The sequence below is a fragment of the Ramlibacter sp. genome (genome assembly GCF_050250995.1).
Classification (GTDB): domain Bacteria; phylum Pseudomonadota; class Gammaproteobacteria; order Burkholderiales; family Burkholderiaceae_C; genus Ramlibacter.
The window spans coordinates 1-16,678 of sequence record NZ_JBFWNP010000054.1 but is presented as its reverse complement, the minus strand read 5'-3'; the positions used below and the strand labels follow the sequence as shown (position 1 = coordinate 16,678).

At 67.9% G+C, this 16,678-nt stretch carries 16 protein-coding genes; 8 read left to right on the top strand and 8 right to left on the bottom strand.

Annotated features, from left to right (window positions below):
• From AB7E83_RS23630 to AB7E83_RS23605, 6 genes are read right to left on the bottom strand one after another with little or no spacing between them, the layout of a single operon-like run.
• A complete protein-coding gene (locus tag AB7E83_RS23630) occupies positions 1 to 2,205 on the bottom strand; it encodes an acetate--CoA ligase family protein (protein WP_428573285.1) in 2,205 nt (734 codons plus the stop codon).
• The gene (locus AB7E83_RS23625; RefSeq protein ID WP_428573284.1) at positions 2,202 to 2,756 is read right to left on the bottom strand and encodes a DUF2889 domain-containing protein; all 555 of its coding nucleotides are present in this window, start codon (positions 2,754 to 2,756) and stop codon (positions 2,202 to 2,204) included. Before AB7E83_RS23625 ends, AB7E83_RS23630 begins: the two co-directional genes overlap by 4 nt.
• A gap of 25 nt (positions 2,757 to 2,781) precedes the next feature.
• Complete coding sequence (locus AB7E83_RS23620) at positions 2,782 to 3,750, bottom strand: tripartite tricarboxylate transporter substrate binding protein (protein WP_428573283.1); 969 nt, start codon at positions 3,748 to 3,750, stop codon at positions 2,782 to 2,784.
• Between the two features lie 42 nt (positions 3,751 to 3,792).
• Positions 3,793 to 4,656 carry a crotonase/enoyl-CoA hydratase family protein gene (locus AB7E83_RS23615; RefSeq protein ID WP_428573282.1) on the bottom strand — a complete coding sequence of 288 codons (864 nt, stop codon included), beginning with the start codon at positions 4,654 to 4,656 and terminating at the stop codon, positions 3,793 to 3,795.
• Between the two features lie 19 nt (positions 4,657 to 4,675).
• The gene (locus AB7E83_RS23610; RefSeq protein ID WP_428573281.1) at positions 4,676 to 5,410 is read right to left on the bottom strand and encodes an enoyl-CoA hydratase/isomerase family protein; all 735 of its coding nucleotides are present in this window, start codon (positions 5,408 to 5,410) and stop codon (positions 4,676 to 4,678) included.
• Positions 5,411 to 5,420: 10 nt separating this feature from the next.
• Positions 5,421 to 6,215, bottom strand: a complete 795-nt coding sequence (locus AB7E83_RS23605) for an IclR family transcriptional regulator (protein ID WP_428573279.1) — start codon at positions 6,213 to 6,215, stop codon at positions 5,421 to 5,423.
• A 74-nt stretch (positions 6,216 to 6,289) separates the two neighbouring features.
• Between AB7E83_RS23605 and AB7E83_RS23600 the strand changes: the two genes are divergently transcribed.
• The 3 genes from AB7E83_RS23600 (at position 6,290) to AB7E83_RS23590 (ending at position 9,893) form a co-directional block, all read left to right on the top strand.
• Positions 6,290 to 7,126: a TauD/TfdA dioxygenase family protein gene (locus AB7E83_RS23600; RefSeq protein WP_428573278.1), complete on the top strand. Its 837-nt coding sequence runs from the start codon at positions 6,290 to 6,292 to the stop codon at positions 7,124 to 7,126.
• 222 nt (positions 7,127 to 7,348) lie between these two features.
• Positions 7,349 to 7,531: a hypothetical protein gene (locus tag AB7E83_RS23595; RefSeq protein ID WP_428573277.1), complete on the top strand. Its 183-nt coding sequence runs from the start codon at positions 7,349 to 7,351 to the stop codon at positions 7,529 to 7,531.
• A 76-nt stretch (positions 7,532 to 7,607) separates the two neighbouring features.
• Positions 7,608 to 9,893, top strand: a complete 2,286-nt coding sequence (locus AB7E83_RS23590) for a matrixin family metalloprotease (RefSeq protein WP_428573276.1) — start codon at positions 7,608 to 7,610, stop codon at positions 9,891 to 9,893.
• A gap of 87 nt (positions 9,894 to 9,980) precedes the next feature.
• Here the strand turns inward: AB7E83_RS23590 and AB7E83_RS23585 are convergent, their stop codons facing one another.
• Complete coding sequence (locus AB7E83_RS23585; protein WP_428573275.1) at positions 9,981 to 11,177, bottom strand: acyl-CoA dehydrogenase family protein; 1,197 nt, start codon at positions 11,175 to 11,177, stop codon at positions 9,981 to 9,983.
• Between the two features lie 3 nt (positions 11,178 to 11,180).
• On the bottom strand, positions 11,181 to 12,371 hold the full coding sequence (locus tag AB7E83_RS23580; RefSeq protein ID WP_428573274.1) for an acyl-CoA dehydrogenase family protein: 1,191 nt from the start codon (positions 12,369 to 12,371) through the stop codon (positions 11,181 to 11,183).
• A 92-nt stretch (positions 12,372 to 12,463) separates the two neighbouring features.
• On the opposite strand from AB7E83_RS23580, the gene AB7E83_RS23575 reads away from it, so the two are divergent.
• The 5 genes from AB7E83_RS23575 to AB7E83_RS23555 all read left to right on the top strand — a co-directional run bounded on the left by AB7E83_RS23575 (position 12,464) and on the right by AB7E83_RS23555 (position 16,568).
• Positions 12,464 to 13,681, top strand: a complete 1,218-nt coding sequence (locus tag AB7E83_RS23575) for a CaiB/BaiF CoA transferase family protein (RefSeq protein ID WP_428573273.1) — start codon at positions 12,464 to 12,466, stop codon at positions 13,679 to 13,681.
• Entirely contained in the window at positions 13,678 to 14,667 is a 990-nt protein-coding gene (locus AB7E83_RS23570; RefSeq protein WP_428573272.1) for a D-2-hydroxyacid dehydrogenase family protein, read from the top strand. The genes AB7E83_RS23575 and AB7E83_RS23570 overlap by 4 nt, the downstream gene beginning before the upstream one ends.
• A gap of 31 nt (positions 14,668 to 14,698) precedes the next feature.
• On the top strand, positions 14,699 to 15,658 hold the full coding sequence (locus tag AB7E83_RS23565; protein ID WP_428573271.1) for a Bug family tripartite tricarboxylate transporter substrate binding protein: 960 nt from the start codon (positions 14,699 to 14,701) through the stop codon (positions 15,656 to 15,658).
• A gap of 227 nt (positions 15,659 to 15,885) precedes the next feature.
• Entirely contained in the window at positions 15,886 to 16,251 is a 366-nt protein-coding gene (locus tag AB7E83_RS23560) for a type II toxin-antitoxin system RelE/ParE family toxin (RefSeq protein ID WP_428573270.1), read from the top strand.
• Entirely contained in the window at positions 16,248 to 16,568 is a 321-nt protein-coding gene (locus AB7E83_RS23555; RefSeq protein WP_428573269.1) for a helix-turn-helix domain-containing protein, read from the top strand. Before AB7E83_RS23560 ends, AB7E83_RS23555 begins: the two co-directional genes overlap by 4 nt.
• Positions 16,569 to 16,678: the final 110 nt, after the last annotated feature.

Below are 16,678 nucleotides of genomic sequence, written 5' to 3'. Positions count from 1 at the left end.
TCAGGTCCTTTCCGTGCGGGGGGCGAGCAGGATCAGCGCGTCGAGCGCGCACAGGTTCGCGCCGGGCCGGTTCAGCAGCACGAGCGGGTTGATGTCGATGTCGGACACGTGGTCGACGTTCGCGAGCGCGAATTCGCCGAGCCGGCACAAGAGCGCCGCGAGCTGCGCGAGGTCGGCCGGTGCGCGCCCGCGCGGGCCTTGCAGCAGCGCCGCGCCGCGGATGCCGCGCAGCATGGCGTGCGCGCGCGGCATGTCGAGCGACGCGGGCGCGAGCCGCGCGTCCTTCAGCGCCTCGACGAAGATGCCGCCGAGGCCGAACATGACCATGGGGCCGAATACGGGGTCGCGGCGGGCGCCCATCACGAATTCGATGCCGGCGCCGGCCATCTCCGCGACGAGCACGCCGTTGGCCGGCACGCCGGGCACGGCCTTCGCCATGCGGTCGACGAGGTCCGCGTACGCCCCGCGGACCTCGGACTCGCTGTTCAGGTTCAGGCGGACGACACCGGCCTCGGTCTTGTGCGCGATGTCGGGATGTTCGCCCTTGAGTACGACGGGGAAGCCGAATCGTTGCGCGAGCTGCACGGCCTCGTCCGCGCTGCGCGCGAGCGATTCGCGCGTGACGGGGAAGCCCAGGTCCGCGATCACCTGCTTGCTCTCCCGCTCCGTCAGCGACGTGCGGCCCGACTTCGCGGCATCGACGATCAAGGGATGCGGCGCGGGCAGGGTGCGGCTCGCCGACGCCGCTTTTGCCAGCGCATGCGAGCGTTGCCACGCATCGAGCGCGAGCAGGCCGCGCGCGGTGCGGCCCGGCGTCCAGAACACGGGCAGGCTGCTGCGCTGCACGAGCGGCTTGCCCTCGCCCTGGAAGGTGCCGCCTGCCCAGGTCACGACGATGGGCTTCGCATGTTCCGCGTCGAGCTTCTGCAGGTCGTTGGAGACGATGTCGTAATTCTTCGCGGCCGTCATGATCGGCAGGCCCACCGTCACGCCGGGGTCGTCGAGCAGCGGCGCGAGCGTGCGCGCCCAGGTGCCGTGGTCGGCGACGCTGCCGCCGCTCATGTCGACCGGGTTGAGGATCGCGCCGGTCTTGCCGAGGGCCGTGCGCAGGCGCTCCTGCGTCGCCTCCGCCAGCGCAGGAAAACGCATGCCGGCGTGCGACGCGATGTCGGCGAGCAGGCCGATGTGGCCGCCCGACACGGAACATGCGGCGCAGCCCTCGCCCGCGAACAGCCCGTCGCGCGGCAGCAGCTTGCCGGAGGCGCGCAGTTTCGCGAACATCTGCGCCACCTGCCACAGCTCGTCGAGATCGTCGACGAGCGTCACGCCGTAGTGCTGCACGGCGGCGGTGAAGACTTCGTGCGAGCCCGCGAGCGCGCCCGTGTGCGACGCGGCCATCTGCTGGCCGAGATCGGAGCGGCCGGTCTTGAGCACGACGACGGGCTTGCCCGCGCGCTGCGCGTCGCGCAGGAAATCGACGAACGCATCGCCGTCGCGCACCGCCTCGATGGTCAGGCAGATCGCGTCGGTGTTCTCGTCCTCGAGCAGGAAGCGTCCCGCATCGGCGATGTCGAGGTCCGCTTCGTTGCCCGTGCTCAGCACGTGGCTGAAGCCGATGCCCTCGGACCAGCCGCCGATGATGATGCTGGCCATGGCGATGCCGCCGCTCTGGCTGGCGACGCCGATGCGGCCGCGCGGAAAGGGCGGCTCGTGCTCGAACGCGGCCGCCGCGGCGCCGGCCACGCTGTCGACGCAGTTGAGGAAGCCCACGCAGTTGGGACCGAGCACGCGCGCGCCCGCATCGCGCGCGAGGCGCACGAGCGCGGCTTCGGCCTGCCGGCCTTCGTCGTCGCCGCGTTCGGCGAAGCCGGCGCTGGTCATCACGATCAGCTTCACGTGCTTGTCGGCGCAGGGCGCGAGCGCCTGCGGCGCGTCGGAGGCCGCCGCCGCGTAGATCACGCAGTCGACGTCGCCCGGAACCGACGCGAGATCGGGATAGCAGCGTTCGCCCGCGATCTCGTCGCGGCGCGCGTTGATCGGATAGATCGCGCCCGCGTAGTTGTGCCGCTTCAGGTAGGGCACGAAGCGCCCGCTGAACTTCGCGGGGTCGGCCGAGGCGCCGATGATGGCGATGGACTTCGGTGCGAAGAGCGGCGCGAGGTCCTTGCCGGCGACGCGCGCGCGAATGTTTGTCGATGTGTTCATGTCCGGTCCGTCCGCGCGAACTGCGGCCACCACGTGCGCACCACTTCGCCGCCCGCGTCGTAGGCATAGCAGGTGTCGACCTGCCTCTGCTTCTGTTCCGGCGAGAAGCGCACTTCCGCCGGGAGCACGCCGCGCACGGCCTGGATGGTTGTCGTCGCGAGCGGTCCCAGCATTTCCGCGAGGTGCGTGCAGCTCGCGCGCCCGCCCAGGCGATCGCGCACGAGTTTCGTCCAGCCGCGGCCCACCTTCTCGCCGATGAGCACCTTCAGCGTGTCGGTCGCTTCCTTGCAGACGGCGAACGGCGTGGTGTCCGACACCGCGACCACGTCGTGGATCGTGTAGTCGGCATCGACGACGAGCCGCACCCACAGGTCGTGCAGCGGCTGGCCGGCGGGCACGGGCTCGGGCGGCATCACGCGCTGGAAAGCAAAGGCCTTCGTGTCGACGAGGTGCGACTCGACGTCGAACAGGCCGTCGACGCGGCGCCACGCCTTCATGGAGATCTGCCGGGCGTGAATCTCCTCGCGCTCGACGGTGGGGGGCAGGGGCATGCTGCGGGCTTCTTTCGGTGAATGTTCAGTCGACCTTGATGCCCGCTTCCTTGACCACGGTCGCGAAACGCGAGAGGTCCTGGCGCAGCACGCGGTCGAATTCCTCGGGCGTCGAGCCCGACGGATCGCCGCCGAGCGTGGCGAAACGCGTTCGCACCTCCGGCGCCTGCAGCGCCTTCATCATGCTCGCGTTCAGCCGGTCGACGACGGCGCGGGGCATGCGCGGCGGGCCGAGGATGCCCCACCACGTGGACACGTCCGCGCCTGCGTAGCCCGCTTCGGAGATGGTGGGCACGTCCGGCAGCTCCGGGTGGCGCTTGCTGCCCGTGACCGCGAGCGCGCGCAGCTTGCCGCTGCGCACCTGCGGCAGCGCGGTGGCGGACACGTCCATCACCATCTGGATGCTGCCGCCGATGACGTCGGTGATGACCGCGGCGCTGCCCTTGTAGGGCACGTGCAGCAGGTCGGCGCCCGAGGCGCGCTTGAACATCTCCACCGCGACGTGGGTGGACGTGCCGTTGCCGGGCGAGCCGTAAGCGATCTTCGAGCGCTTGCTCAGGGCCACGAGGTCGCGCACGGAGTTCGCCTGCACGGCCGGGTTCACGGCGAGGATCAGCGGCCCCCAGCCGACGATGGCGATGGGCGTGAAGTCGCGCGCGGTGTCGTAGGGCAGGTTGGGATTGAGGCTCGGCAGGATCGCATGCGTGATGCCGTTGAGCACGAGCGTGTAGCCGTCGGGCGTGGAGCGCGCCACGGCATCGGTGGCGATCACGCCGCTGGCGCCCGCGCGGTTCTCGACGAGCACCGGCTGCTTCAGTTCCTCCGACATGCGCGGCGCGAGCGCGCGCGCGATCGAGTCGAGCGGTCCGCCCGGCGGATAGCCGACCAGGATGCGGACCGGCTTGGAGGGGAAGTCCGCCTGGGCGTGCAGGGTCGGAGCGAGGGAGGCGACGGCGGCCGCGGCCGCCATCTGCAAAGTCGTACGTCTTTTCATCGGTGGCCTCGTCGTTCGTGTCGTGCTTTTCGTCCGGGTCGCCTAGCGGCGGACCAGGTCGTCGCCGAAGGGGCCGTCGCGCATGCGGATCGCTTCCTTCAGCCCGTGCTCCATGACGTTCTTGCGGAACTGCTCGCGGCTCTTCGCCAGGTGGCCGCGCGCGTCCATCTCGGCCGCGAGCCGCTGCATCGTCCGCGCGCCCATCAGCTCCAGGCCCATGTTCACGATGCGCTTGTTGCAGGTGAGCAGGTCGGTGTCGACCAGGGCGAGCCGGTCGGCCAGGGCCTCGACCTCGGCCGCCAGCTGGTCGGCCGGCACGCACTTGAGCGCGAGCCCGAGCGCAGCGGCGTCGGGCCCGCCGAGCGCGTCGCCCGTGAGCAGGATGCGCTTGGCCCACTGCGGACCGAGGTGGTAGAGCCACATCTGGTTGGGCAGCGAGCCTTGCGCGCGCGCGGGCGGAAAGCCGAAGCGCGCGTCCTCGCTACAGATCACCATGTCGCACAGGAGCGCGATGTCGGTGCCGCCGGCCAGGCAGCGGCCCTGCACCTGCGCGATGACGGGCTTGTGCATGTCGAAGATCGCCATGCGGCAGCGCTGCGCGGCCTCGAGCCGCCACGCGTCGTCGTCGAAGGTCTTGCGGCCGCGCCGGTGCTCGCTGCCCGCCGGCGCGACGGACTCGTACTGGCCGAGGTCGTAGCCCGAGGAGAAGTCGGGGCCGTTGCCGCTCAGCACGACGCAGTGGACGCGGTTGTCGTCGTCGGCCATCCAGAGCGCGGCCTGCAGTTCCTCCTGCATCTGCACGCTGATCGCGTTGCGCTTCTCCGGGCGGTTGAGCGTGACGCGCGCGCGGCCGTTGTCGACCGCATAGGTGATGTGCTTGAACTCGGCGGGATCGGGCATTGGCATGAAGTGCTTCCGTGTGTTCTCAACGAGGGGCGGCGGCGCGCGCCTGGCGCTCGCGTGCCGCCGCGCGCGCGGCGCGCAGCGCGTCCGGCAGCGGCAGGCTGGCGTGGCGGATGAAGAGGTCCTTGGTCTCGCGCATCGCCGCGCGCGGACGGCTCGCGAGCGTGCGCGCGGCCTGCGTCGCGACGGTCATCAGGTCCGCATCGGGCACGACGCGGCTCGCGAGACCGAGCGCAAGGGCTTGATCGGCGCTCACCGAATCGCCGAATGCGAGCAGCTCGAACGCCGTCTTGCGGTTCGTCCGGTGCTGCAGGTGGCCGATCATCAGGCTGGGCACCATGCCGTGAATGATTTCGGGCCAGGAGAGCTTCGCGCTCTCGGCCATGACGGTGAAGTCGGACGCGATGGCCAGCGAGGCGCCCGCGCCCACCGCGGGGCCGGCGACGGCGCAGACGACGGGCACCTGGATCTGCTCGAAGACCAGTTGCAGTTCGAGGAAGAGTTCGCTGCGCACCGCCTCGGCCTGCGGGTTCGCGCGCTCGCCCTTGAATTCCGAGAGGTCCGCGCCCGCGCAGAACACCTTGCCGTTGGCGGCGAGCAGCACGGCGCCCACGGATTCGTCCTGGTCGGCGGCGCGCAGCGCATCGACCAGCGCCCGGCCGAGCGCGCTGTCGAGCGCGTTGCGCTTCTCGGTGCGGTTGAGGGTGATCGTGCGCACGCCGTCGGCGTCGTGCAGTAGAAGGGTGGTGTCGGTCATGGGGGTGAAGTCAGCGCAGTCCCTGCGTGATTTCCGCCGCGGCCTGCAGCACCGCGGCGGTGAGGATCTTGCGCATCTTGTTGTCGAGTTGCGCGGTGATGGTGGTGATGCTGATCGCGCGTTCCAGTCGCCCGTCGGCATTGAACACGGGGCCGGCGATGGCCGTGATGCCCTTGCGGAAATGCGCCTCGTCGACCGCGTAGCCGTTGCGCTTCGCGGCGCGGACTTCCTTCAGCCATACGTCGACGTCGGGTGCCGCTTGCCAGCGCGCCTGCGCGAAGCGCGCGCGAAGTTCGGCCTCGGTGAAGTCGTTGAACGCCGCCAGCAGCCGGCCCGAGGCGCTGGTGAAGAGCGGCGTGCGCGCACCGGGCGACACCATGTCGCCGGGCAGGACGGACGCGGCGGCGAGCACGACCATGTCGCCGTCGCCATCGCGCTCCTGCGCGGACGCGCCGACGTGGAACTCGCGCGAAAGATTGTTCAGCACGGGCTGCGCGAGCTGCACGAAGCGGTTCTGGTGCGTGACCTGGCGTGCGAGCGTCAGCACGCCGCTGCCCAGCCGGTAGAGCTTTGCTTCGGGGGCCAGGTTCACGAGCCGCGCGGCAACCAGCTCGCGCAGGATGTGCAGGCAGGTGCTCGGCAGCACGTCGAGCTCGCGCGCGATGCGCGACAGGCCCAGCCCCTCGGGGTGGCGGCCGAGCAGCCACAGCATGGCCATGGCGCGCCGCACAGCAGGCACTTCGCGCGTGCGCGCATCGGCGGTGTCGCCGGAAGGCGGGCGGTCCAGCTCGGAAAGGATCGACATCGATGCGGATTCTAGATACAGTATTTGGCTAAGCGCAAGGTGGTTTGCGCTTACGCAAATCGGTGGACGAAAGCATGACACTCCAGATCCGACCCCTCTCGCCGCATCTCGGCGCCGAGATCCTCGACTTTGATCCGCGCGAGCCCTTCGGCGAGGCGGCCGCGCAGGACGTGCGCGACGCGCTGCGCGAGCACCGCGTGCTGCTGTTTCGCGGCAAGCCGCTGACCGAGGAGCATCAGGTCCGCCTGACGCAGATCGCCGGCGTGCTCACCTATCGCGGCTACGGCAACTACGCCGACCCCACCAAGAAATCCTCGCTCGTGTCGAACGCGCACGAGGGCGGGCTGTTCGGCGATGGCGAACTGTCGTTCCATTCGGACCTGAGCTTCACGCCGCACATCCTGAAGGCGCGTTCGCTGCATGCGCTTGTGCTGCCTTCGGCCGAGGAGACCGGCGGCGAAACGTTGTTTTCCAACGTGCATCTGGCGTACGAGGAGCTCGACCCGGCGCTGAAGGCGCGCGTCGAGCCGCTGCAGGCCCGCTTCGTCGCGACCTACACCTTTCCCGACCGGACGGAGACCGTGGAATTCGTGCGGCCGCTGATCGGCACGCATCCGCAGACCGGCCGCCGCTTCATCGCCGCGAGCCGCGCGGTGACGAAGGAGGTGTTGGGCATGGACCGCGCGGAGTTCCGTCCTCTGCTCAAGGAGATCTGGGCGCACATCGAGCAGCCGAAGTACGTGTACCGCCACCGCTGGCAGCTGGCCGACACGCTCTTCTGGGACAACATCGCCGTGCAGCATGCGCGCACGCCGTTCGACCCGAATCAGAAGCGCGCGCTGCGCGCGGTGTCGGTCGATGACCCGTCCATCGCGGTGACGGCAAAGCAGCGGGCGGAAGCAACGGTCTAGTTCGCGATGGCTTCGGGGCATCATTGCGCCACTGCAAGGATGCCCCTCGAACTCCTCCTCGGCAATCTCCTGCCGCTCCTGATACTCGGCTAAGTCGCGGGTCGCTGGCTCGCCATCGACTCGCTCACGCTCACGCTCGCCAAGCTGGCGATCTATTTCCTCGCGCCGGTCGTCACCTTCGGCGCCGTCGCGCAACTCGATTTCCGGCCCACGTACCTTCTGTTGCCCGAACAGACCGATGCCGCTGGCGACCGCGAACAGCAGGACCGGGCGCTGATCCTCGATCTGCCGGGAGGTCTCCAGGCATCGTCGAGATTCGTGAAACGCGTATCGACATCGCAGGCGCATTCGCCGCGAATCCGCGACGTCGATTCAATCGCCGCATACAAACGTGTGGACGAGTGAAATGCACCGCTTCGTATGGCGTCAAGCGGCGTGCGCTGGCAATACGCTGGAACTTCAACTCTTTTCACGAGGTTTCATGGCAGTCCAAGACACCGACATTCCCGGCTCCGGCTACTCGAACGCATCCATCGACGCTCTGGTCTGGGGCTGCCGATGGACGGGCGGACCCATCACTTACTGGTTTGGCGAGGGCACGTATCAAAACGATCGATGGGTAGGAAACTTCACGGCCAAAAGCTGGACGGATGACGAGAAGGCTGCTTTTCAACGTGCGATGACCTCTTATGAAGAGGTGTGCAACGTGAAGTTCGCGCCTGCGGCCAGCGAGGCCGAAGCCAACATCGTCTGGCGGCTGGCTTCCAACGATGCGCAGTGGCCCAGCGGGGGTTTCATCGGCATCCACGAAGTCCCGGACGAAACGCATCCGCAACTCCTGGGTACGTTCAGGTACGACTCGTATGAATGGTCGAAAGGGCTGAGTCCCGGCAGCGATGGCTACTGGCTCGTTCTGCACGAACTGGGCCACGGGTTGGGGCTGGCCCATCCGCATGACGGAGGCAACGAAGCCGATGCGACGATCGATTGGTGGATGGACAGCAAGTACTTCACGGTGATGAGCTACGACCGCGGGTACTACAAGGCCATGTCCGCCTCGCCGATGGATCTGGACATCGCGGCGCTGCAGGCGATCTACGGCGCGAACATGGAGACCCGGAAGTACGACGACGTCTATCGCTTGCCTCAGAAAGGCGAGGCCGAGTTCTTGAAATACACATGCATCTGGGATGCAGGAGGCACGGATACCATCACGAACGAAGGGTCCGACACCGAGTCCTACATCAACCTGGGATCTTCGGAACTCTACATGCCGCTGGTCGCCCAACTGGGGGACGCTTCGGTCTCGGCGCCCTGGGCCCGAGAGCCTGTCTACTACTGGGGCTTCACGATTGCTTCGGGTGTGACGATCGAGAATGCAATCGGTGGAAATCGCAGCGACGAGCTTCACGGAAATGGCGTCGGTAACCGCCTGAACGGTGGAAGGGCGGGGGACAGGATGTCGGGCTATGCGGGCGACGATACCTTTGTCGTCGACGACAGCCTTGATCGCGTGTATGAAAGCGCCAACGAAGGCGCGGACACGGTGGAGTCGTCGATCGGCTACGTGCTGGGCGACAACGTCGAGCACCTGATCCTCACGGGCGACCAAGCCATCGACGGGACCGGCAACGCGCTGGACAACCGCATCACCGGCACCTCGGCGGCCAACCATCTGGATGGTCGGGAAGGCAGGGACACGCTGGTGGGCGGCGGTGGCGACGACACCTACGAAGTCGATGGCTATTCGGACACCGTGATCGAGTACGCCGGCGGCGGCATCGACAGAATCAATTCCACGGGGAGCTTCATCATGGACAACCATGTGGAGCACCTGACGCTGCTGGGCACGGCCTACCTGGCCTACGGCAACGACTTGGCCAACGCGCTGACCGGCAATGCGCAGGCCAACTACCTCGACGGCGGCGGCGGCGACGATACGCTGGACGGCGGCGCGGGCGCCGACATCATGGCCGGCGGCGCCGGCGACGACGCATACCGCGTGGACCATACCGGCGACGTGGTCCAGGAAGAGGTCGGCAAAGGATTCGATCTCGTGTTTTCCACGGTCAGCCATGTCCTGCGCGACAACGTGGAGAACCTGTGGCTGCAGGGCAGCGACAACATCGATGGCACGGGCAATGGCCTGGTCAATTGGGTGCTGGGCAATGCGGGCCGCAACCGACTCGATGGCGGCGCGGGTGGGGACGTCATGACAGGCTTCGGTGGCGACGACACCTATGTGGTCGACAACCTGGGGGACGCCGTGACGGAAGAAGCGAACGGCGGACTCGATGCGGTGTATGCGTCGGTCAGCTACAAGCTGACGAGTCATGTGGAGAGCCTGACGCTCACCGGCCCGGCGTCGATCAATGCGACAGGCAACGGCGAACGCAACAGCCTGTTCGGCAACTCGGGCAACAACCGCCTGGACGGAGGCCTCGGCAAGGACTCATTGAGTGGCGATGCGGGCGCCGATACCTTCTGCTTCGGCGCGGGCGGCAGCGTTGTCGGGCTGGAGCGAGACGTGGTCTGGGACTTCAAGGGCAGCGCCGGCGACCGCATCGACTTCATGTTCGATGCCAACACCCAGCTTGCCGGTACGCAAGACTTCACTTACCGCGCGGGGGGAGTCTTCACCGGGGTGGCGGGCCAGTTGATTCTGGTCGGCAACGTGCTCAGCGGCGACACCAATGGCGACCGCGTCGCCGATGTGGAAATCATGCTGTACGGCGTCACAAGCTTCCAGCAGAACTGGCTGGTTTGACGGGCTCAACGCGAGGCCGCGAATGCGCGCGTACGGATCACCTGCATCGATTTCCCGTCGTACGGGCTTTCCGGTACCGCGTGCGGGTCAAGAGCGATGCAGTCCCGAGTCGAGATCCGCAACGCGCTTCAGGTGGAACGCCGCGTCGCCGAGCAGGAAGTCGATGGTCAGCAACCGCTTGAACCAGCGCCCCACCGGCAGTTCGTCGCTCACGCCGATGCCGCCGTGCAGCTGCACCGCGCTCTCGCCCACCAGCTTGCCCGCCTGGCCGGCCTGCGCCTTCGCGGCAGCGGCGTAGCGGCTGCGCGCCTCGTCCGCGTCGCCGAGGTGGTGCGCGGCGAGCAGCGTCAGGGATCGCGTCTGCTCCAGCGCCATCAGCATGTCGGCCACCTTGTGGCGCAGCACCTGGAATTCGGCCAGGGGACGGCCAAACTGCTTGCGCGTCTTCAGGTACTCGATCGTCGTCTCGACCAGCATCTCCATCGCGCCCACCGACTCGGCGGCGAGCGCGACGAGGGCGTGATCGATGGCCTGTTGCATCGCCGGGATGCCATTTGCGTCCGCGAGCAGGTCGTCGGGGCGTGCGTGGACACCGTCGAGTTCGATGTCGGCACAGCGACGTTCGTCGAGCGTAGGGAAGTCGCGCAGGCGGACGCCCGGCATGCGCGCATCGATACAGAACACGCGGGGCGATTCTTCGCCATCGACGTCCGCAAGAAGCAGAATCCGGTCGGCCATCGCCGCATCGAGCACGGCCACCTTGCGCCCCGTGATGCGCCAGCCGCCGTCGATACTGCGTACCGCGCGCGTCGTCACCCGCGTCCAGTCGTAGCGCGCGCCGGGCTCGTGCAGCGCGACCGCGAGACGGATTTCGCCTTGCGCGATGCGATTCAGGAGGTCATGCGTCGCGCCGGGCGCGCGTCTGGGTGTCGCGCCCTGCGGGGTGTCGTGGGCGTCACCGTGTTCCGGGTCCTGCGCCGTGCAGGCGCGGATCAACTCCGCGCCGAACACCGCCGTGCTCCAGTATGGCTCCAGCAGCAGGCCGCGGCCGAATTCTTCCATAAGCACGCCGCGCTCGCTTGCGCCGAGGCCGAGCCCGCCATGCGATTCGGGGACCGCGAGCGCCATCCAGCCGAGCTCGCCCATGTCGCGCCACACCGATTCGCGCCAATGCGGCGCGGTGCGCGCTGCCGCGCGCCATGCGTCGGCCGTGTAATGCTCGCGCATGAAGCGCCGCGCGCCGTCCGCGAGCTGCTGCTGGTCTTCGTCGAGTGCGAACTTCATCGCTCAGTCCCCGAACGCCAGCTTGGCGATGAGGTTGCGCTGGATCTCGCTCGTGCCGCCGGCCACCGTGAGCGCGCGCCAGCGCAGGTACTCCACCCCGCGGCCCATGGCGAACGAGGGCAGGGGATCGGCGTCGCTCGCGGCCTGCTCGGCGAGTTCCAGGTCGAGGCGGATCGCGTGCGGGCCGAGCGCTTCGAGGTTGAGGCGCGACAGGCGCTGCGAGATTTCCGAGCCGCGCAGCTTGAGCACGGACGACAGCGCCGCATGGCCGCCGCGTTCGAGCAGCCGCAGCGTCGTCGCCTCGGCCGCGAGGATGTCCACTTCGAGCTGCGCGACCTGCGCGCGAAAGCCATCGTCGTCGACCAGGGCGCGGCCGTTGATCGACGTTTCGCCCGCGATGCGCTTGAGCCGGTCGAGCCGCTCCCGTGCGCGGCCGAGCTCGGCGATGCCCGCGCGTTCGTGCGCGAGCAGCGCCTTCGCGTAGGTCCAGCCCTTGCCTTCCTCGCCGATGCGGTTGGCGACCGGCACGCGCACGTCGTCGAAGAACACTTCGTTGAAGTGATGCGCGACGTCGAGCGACAGGATGGGCCGCACGCGCACGCCGGGCGACTTCATGTCGATCAGCAGGAAGGTGATGCCGTCCTGCCGCTTGCCCTCCGTACTCGTGCGCACGAGGCAGAACATCCAGTCGGCCCAGTGCGCGAGCGTGGTCCACACCTTCTGGCCCGTGACGCGGTAGTGGTCGCCCTCGCGGACGGCGCGCGTGGCGAGCGCGGCGAGGTCCGAGCCGGCATTGGGCTCGGAGTAGCCCTGGCACCACCACTCGTCGGCCTTCAGGATCGGTTCGAGGAAGCGCGCCTTCTGCTCCGGCGTACCGTGGGTGTAGACGATGGGGCCGAGCATCTTGATGCCCTGCGGCTGCGTGCGCGGACAGGACGCGCGCCCGCACTCCTCGTCGAACACCTGCCGCTGCGCGGCCGACCAGCCCGTGCCCCCATATTCCACCGGCCACGCGGGCGCGGCCCAGCCGCGTTCGTACAGGCGCTTTTGCCACAGCGTGTGGTCGTCGCGCGAGAGCAGGTCGTAGCCGCGCTCGACGCGCTCGCGCAGCGCGGGCGGCAGCGCGGACGCGATGAAGTCGCGCACCTCGCGGCGAAATTCGTGGAGTCCTTCGTCGTCCGGGTCGGCCTGCATGCTTGCGTATTCGTCTTCGAGTGCTGCGTGGATGTCGGCATCGAGCGTAAGCGCCGCCTAGGGTTTTTGTCAATGGACACAGAATTTTGTCTATGCAAAAGTTCGGCCTCATGAAGCCGCTCTCCGGCATCCGCGTCATCGAGGTCGGGGCCGTCGTGCTCGCGCCCTATGCGTCGTCCTTGCTGGCCGACATGGGCGCGCTCGTCACGAAGGTCGAGCCGCTCGAGGGCGACAGCACGCGCCACCTCGGCCATGCCGAGCACCGCGGCATGGCCTCGCTCTTCCTCAACTGCAACCGCGGCAAGCGCAGCATCGCGATGGACCTGCGCAAGCCGGGTGCGTTGCAGGCGCTGCACAAGCTCGTGGACAGCGCGGACGTCTTCCTGCACAACATGCGCGCCGACTCGGCGGATCGCCTGGGCATCGGCCCCGCCGCCTTGCGTGCGCTCAATCCGCGCCTGGTCTACTGCGCGACCTACGGCTACGGCGCGGCCGGCCGTGGCGCGAAGCGGCCCGCCTACGACGACGTGATCCAGGCCGCCAGCGGCGTGGCCGCCCTGAGCGAGCGCGTCGGCGGCACCCCCGCTTATGCGCCGACCATCATCGCGGACAAGACCACGGCGCTCTTCGTGGTCATGGGAATCATGGGCGCCCTGATGGAGCGCGGCCGCACCGGCGAGGGACGCGAACTCGAAGTGCCCATGCTCGAGACCATGACGCATTTCGTCGGCGTCGAGCACCTCAACGGCCTGACGTGGCAGGAGCCGCGCGCGACGTCGGGCTACACGCGCCTGCTGAACCCGCACCGCCGGCCGCATCGCACGAAAGACGGCTACCTCGCGGTCATGCCGCACAGCGACAGCCAGTGGCGCAAGTTCTTCACCGTGATCGGCCGGCCCGAAGTGCTGGTCGATCCGCGCTTCACCGACAACGCGAGCCGCTCGCGCAACATCGCGCAGCTCTACATGATCGTCGGCGAGACGCTGCCCACGCGCACCACGTCGGAATGGGTCGCGCTGTTCGACGAACACGACGTGCCCTATGGCCACGTCAACACGCTGGAGGACCTTGTCGCCGACCCGCACCTGGGCGACGTGGGCTTCTGGCACCGGCTCGACCATCCCAGCGAGGGCGCGCTGCGCGTGCCCTCGTTCCCCGTGCGCGACGGCGGGCCGCGGGGCGACGCGACGCCCGCGCTGCAGCCGGCGCCCGCGCTCGGCCAGCACACGGCGGAGATCCTCGCGGAGGCGGGCCTGAGTACCGAAGACATCGAAACCCTGGTCCGCGACAACGCGGTGAAGACGACATGAACACGACCCCCCAAGGCACGCTGCGCTGCGCGGTCCTCAACGACTACCAGGACATCGCGCTCCGCTACGCCGACTGGAACACGCTTGCACCGCGCGTCGAAATGACGAACTTCCGCCAGCCCTTCGCGGACGAAGCGCAGCTCGTCGAGCAATTGAAGCCCTACGACATCGTGTGCCTGATGCGCGAGCGCACCGCGCTGCCCGCGAGCGTGCTCGACGCCCTGCCCAACCTCAAGCTGATCGTGACCGCGGCGATGTGGAATGCCGTCATCGACGTCGAGCACGCCACGCGCAAGGGGATCGTCGTCAGCGGCACGCAGTCGTTGCAGTCGGGCACGCCCGAACTCATCTGGCTGCTGGTTCTCGCGCTCGCCCGCAACCACGAGCAGGAGCGCGAGAACATGCGTTCGGGCGGCTGGCAGACGACGGTGGGCATGGACCTGCGCAAGCGCACGATCGGCCTGCTGGGCCTGGGCAACATCGGCCAGCGCGTGGCGAAGGTCGCCAATGCGTTCGGCATGCGCGTGATCGCGTGGAGCCAGAACCTCACGGCCGAAAAGGCCGAAGCCGCGGGCGCCACCCTCGTGGACAAAGCGACGCTGCTGGCCGAGGCGGATTTCGTGAGCATCCAGCTGAAGCTGTCCGCGCGCACGCACCACATCGTCGGCGCCGCCGAGCTGGCCGCGATGAAGCCGACCGCGTACCTGATCAACACCTCGCGCGGGCCGCTCGTGGACGAAGGCGCGCTGGTGGACGCGCTGAAGCGCGGCCACATTGCCGGCGCTGGACTCGACGTCTACGACGTGGAGCCGCTGCCGGCCGACCATCCTTTCCGCAGCCTGCCGAACGTCGTCGCGCTGCCGCACATCGGCTACGTCACCGAGGCGCAGTACCGTCTGTTCTTTCCGCAGTTCGTGGAGAACATCGCCGCGTGGCTGGCCGGTGCGCCGGTGCGCGTGGTGCAGTCGTCGATGCCCCCGGCCTGAGTCCCTCGTTCCGCAACCCAAGGAGATTTCCATGATCCGCAGGCGACACCTGCTGCTTGCCACGGGCGCGCTGCCCTTCGCAGCGCACGCCCAGGAACGCTACCCTGACCGCCAGGTCCGCGTCGTCAATCCGTATGCGCCCGGCGGTTCGAGCGACCCCGTTCTGCGCCCGGTCACGACGCGGCTGCACCAGCTGCACGGGCAGCCCTACGTCATCGACAACAAGGGTGGCGCGGGCACCAACATCGGCAGCGAGATCGTGGCCAAGGCGAAGCCCGACGGCTACACGCTGCTGCTGGGAACGAGCAGCCTCGCGATCAACCCGACGCTGTACCGGACGCTGTCCTACGACCCGATCAAGGACCTGCAGCCCATCGTGCTGTTGACCAACGTGCCGAACGCGCTCGCGGTGCATTCGTCGGTGCCGGTGAAGGACGTGCGTGGCCTCATCGAGTACGCGCGTGCGAATCCGGGCAAGCTGAGTTACGGCTCCTCGGGCAACGGCGGCACGAACCACCTGGGCATGGAAGCGTTCAAGCAACAGACCAAGGTCGACATGCTGCACGTGCCGTTCAAGGGCGGCGGGCCCGCGCTCAACGGTCTGCTGGCCGGCGACGTGCAGGTGATGCTCAGTCCTGCGACCGCGTTCGCGCAGCATGCAAAGGCGGGGCGCGTCCGCCTGATCGCCATCGCCGCGCACCGGCGCGTGGAAGGCATCGATGCGCCGACGATGAGCGAGGCGGGCGTACCGGGCTTCGAGTCCGGCGTGTGGATGGCGATGTTCGCGCCGGCCGGCACGCCGCGCCCCATCGTCGACAAGCTCAATGCCGACATCAACCGCATCCTGAAGGAACCCGAAATCGTCCAGAGCTACGAGCGCATCTACATGCAGCCGGGCGGCGGTACGCCGGAGGACATGCAGAAGCTGCTGCGCGACGACACGGAGCGGCTGGGGCGGCTGGTGAAGTCGGTGGGCGTGCGGGTGGATTAGCCGGGCCCGGCTCCGGCACTTTCACGATCCCTTCCACTTCACCGTTACCTCTCCGCCTCGGGAGGCGCGGTTGTACTCTTCCGCCCATCCGTGCGCGATGAGTGCGCAGGCGCCGACGCTTCGACGACAATCCGACTCAGCTTTACGGGTCGCTCGCGGGAGTTCGAGGCGGTTGAGGTGTCTCTCGCGAGACAGGGTTGCACGCTATATCCGAACGGGCATAATCGATGAATGAGAGACGCAGGACGCTGTACTGGGAGGCTTCCGCGAAAAAGGACTTCAAGGAATTCCCGGTCCCCGTTCAGAAGGACATGGGCGTTGGTCTGTTCGTGGTGCAGCTTGGCCGCACTCCTGCGGCTGCCAAGCCCTGGAAAGGCTTGGGCTCGGGTGTTTTCGAACTGGTGGAGGACCATCGAGGCGACACCTTCCGCGCTGTCTATGCGGTGCAGGTCGGTGATGCCGTGCACGTTCTTCACGCGTTCCAGAAGAAGTCGAAGTCAGGAATTTCAACGCCGCAACCGGACGTGGATCTCATCGAGAAGCGGTTGAAGGCAGTGCTCGCCCGTTACGGCGCAAATGGAAGATCGTCATGACACGAAAAGCAGTTTCCCGTGGTACCGACAACGTGCTTTCCGACCTCGGCTTCGAGAATGCGGAGGAGCTGTCGGCAAAAGCGGTGCTGTCGATCAAGCTGAACGAGCTGATCGACAAGCGCCACCTCAGCCAGGTCGAGGTGGCTCGCATCACCGGGATGACGCAGCCAAAGGTGTCACAGGTGCGGCGATACAAGCTGCAGAACATTTCGCTCGAGCGTTTGATGCAGGCGCTGGTGTCGCTCGATCAGCATGTGGAGATCGTCGTGCGACCCGCGCGTCGGATGCATGCGGCCGGAATCACTGTTGCAGCTTGATCTACATCCGCCACACCTTCTATCCTGTGGGGCACGGCACGTTCGTTGCCGGCGTTTGTCTTGGCGTGAAGGGAGGTGACGTAAGTTGGGCATACGATTGCGGATCGAAG

What these genes read in the sequence shown, in the direction of transcription:
- AB7E83_RS23560 (WP_428573270.1), top strand. Translation starts at nt 15,886, where the DNA reads ATGAATGAGAGACGCAGGACGCTGTACTGGGAGGCTTCCGCGAAAAAG.
- AB7E83_RS23570 (WP_428573272.1), top strand. Translation starts at nt 13,678, where the DNA reads ATGAACACGACCCCCCAAGGCACGCTGCGCTGCGCGGTCCTCAACGAC.
- AB7E83_RS23580 (WP_428573274.1), bottom strand. Translation starts at nt 12,371, where the DNA reads ATGCAGGCCGACCCGGACGACGAAGGACTCCACGAATTTCGCCGCGAG.
- AB7E83_RS23605 (WP_428573279.1), bottom strand. Translation starts at nt 6,215, where the DNA reads ATGTCGATCCTTTCCGAGCTGGACCGCCCGCCTTCCGGCGACACCGCC.
- AB7E83_RS23610 (WP_428573281.1), bottom strand. Translation starts at nt 5,410, where the DNA reads ATGACCGACACCACCCTTCTACTGCACGACGCCGACGGCGTGCGCACG.
- AB7E83_RS23600 (WP_428573278.1), top strand. Translation starts at nt 6,290, where the DNA reads ATGACACTCCAGATCCGACCCCTCTCGCCGCATCTCGGCGCCGAGATC.
- AB7E83_RS23565 (WP_428573271.1), top strand. Translation starts at nt 14,699, where the DNA reads ATGATCCGCAGGCGACACCTGCTGCTTGCCACGGGCGCGCTGCCCTTC.
- AB7E83_RS23585 (WP_428573275.1), bottom strand. Translation starts at nt 11,177, where the DNA reads ATGAAGTTCGCACTCGACGAAGACCAGCAGCAGCTCGCGGACGGCGCG.
- AB7E83_RS23555 (WP_428573269.1), top strand. Translation starts at nt 16,248, where the DNA reads ATGACACGAAAAGCAGTTTCCCGTGGTACCGACAACGTGCTTTCCGAC.
- AB7E83_RS23630 (WP_428573285.1), bottom strand. Translation starts at nt 2,205, where the DNA reads ATGAACACATCGACAAACATTCGCGCGCGCGTCGCCGGCAAGGACCTC.
- AB7E83_RS23625 (WP_428573284.1), bottom strand. Translation starts at nt 2,756, where the DNA reads ATGCCCCTGCCCCCCACCGTCGAGCGCGAGGAGATTCACGCCCGGCAG.
- AB7E83_RS23615 (WP_428573282.1), bottom strand. Translation starts at nt 4,656, where the DNA reads ATGCCAATGCCCGATCCCGCCGAGTTCAAGCACATCACCTATGCGGTC.
- AB7E83_RS23575 (WP_428573273.1), top strand. Translation starts at nt 12,464, where the DNA reads ATGCAAAAGTTCGGCCTCATGAAGCCGCTCTCCGGCATCCGCGTCATC.
- AB7E83_RS23590 (WP_428573276.1), top strand. Translation starts at nt 7,608, where the DNA reads ATGGCAGTCCAAGACACCGACATTCCCGGCTCCGGCTACTCGAACGCA.
- AB7E83_RS23620 (WP_428573283.1), bottom strand. Translation starts at nt 3,750, where the DNA reads ATGAAAAGACGTACGACTTTGCAGATGGCGGCCGCGGCCGCCGTCGCC.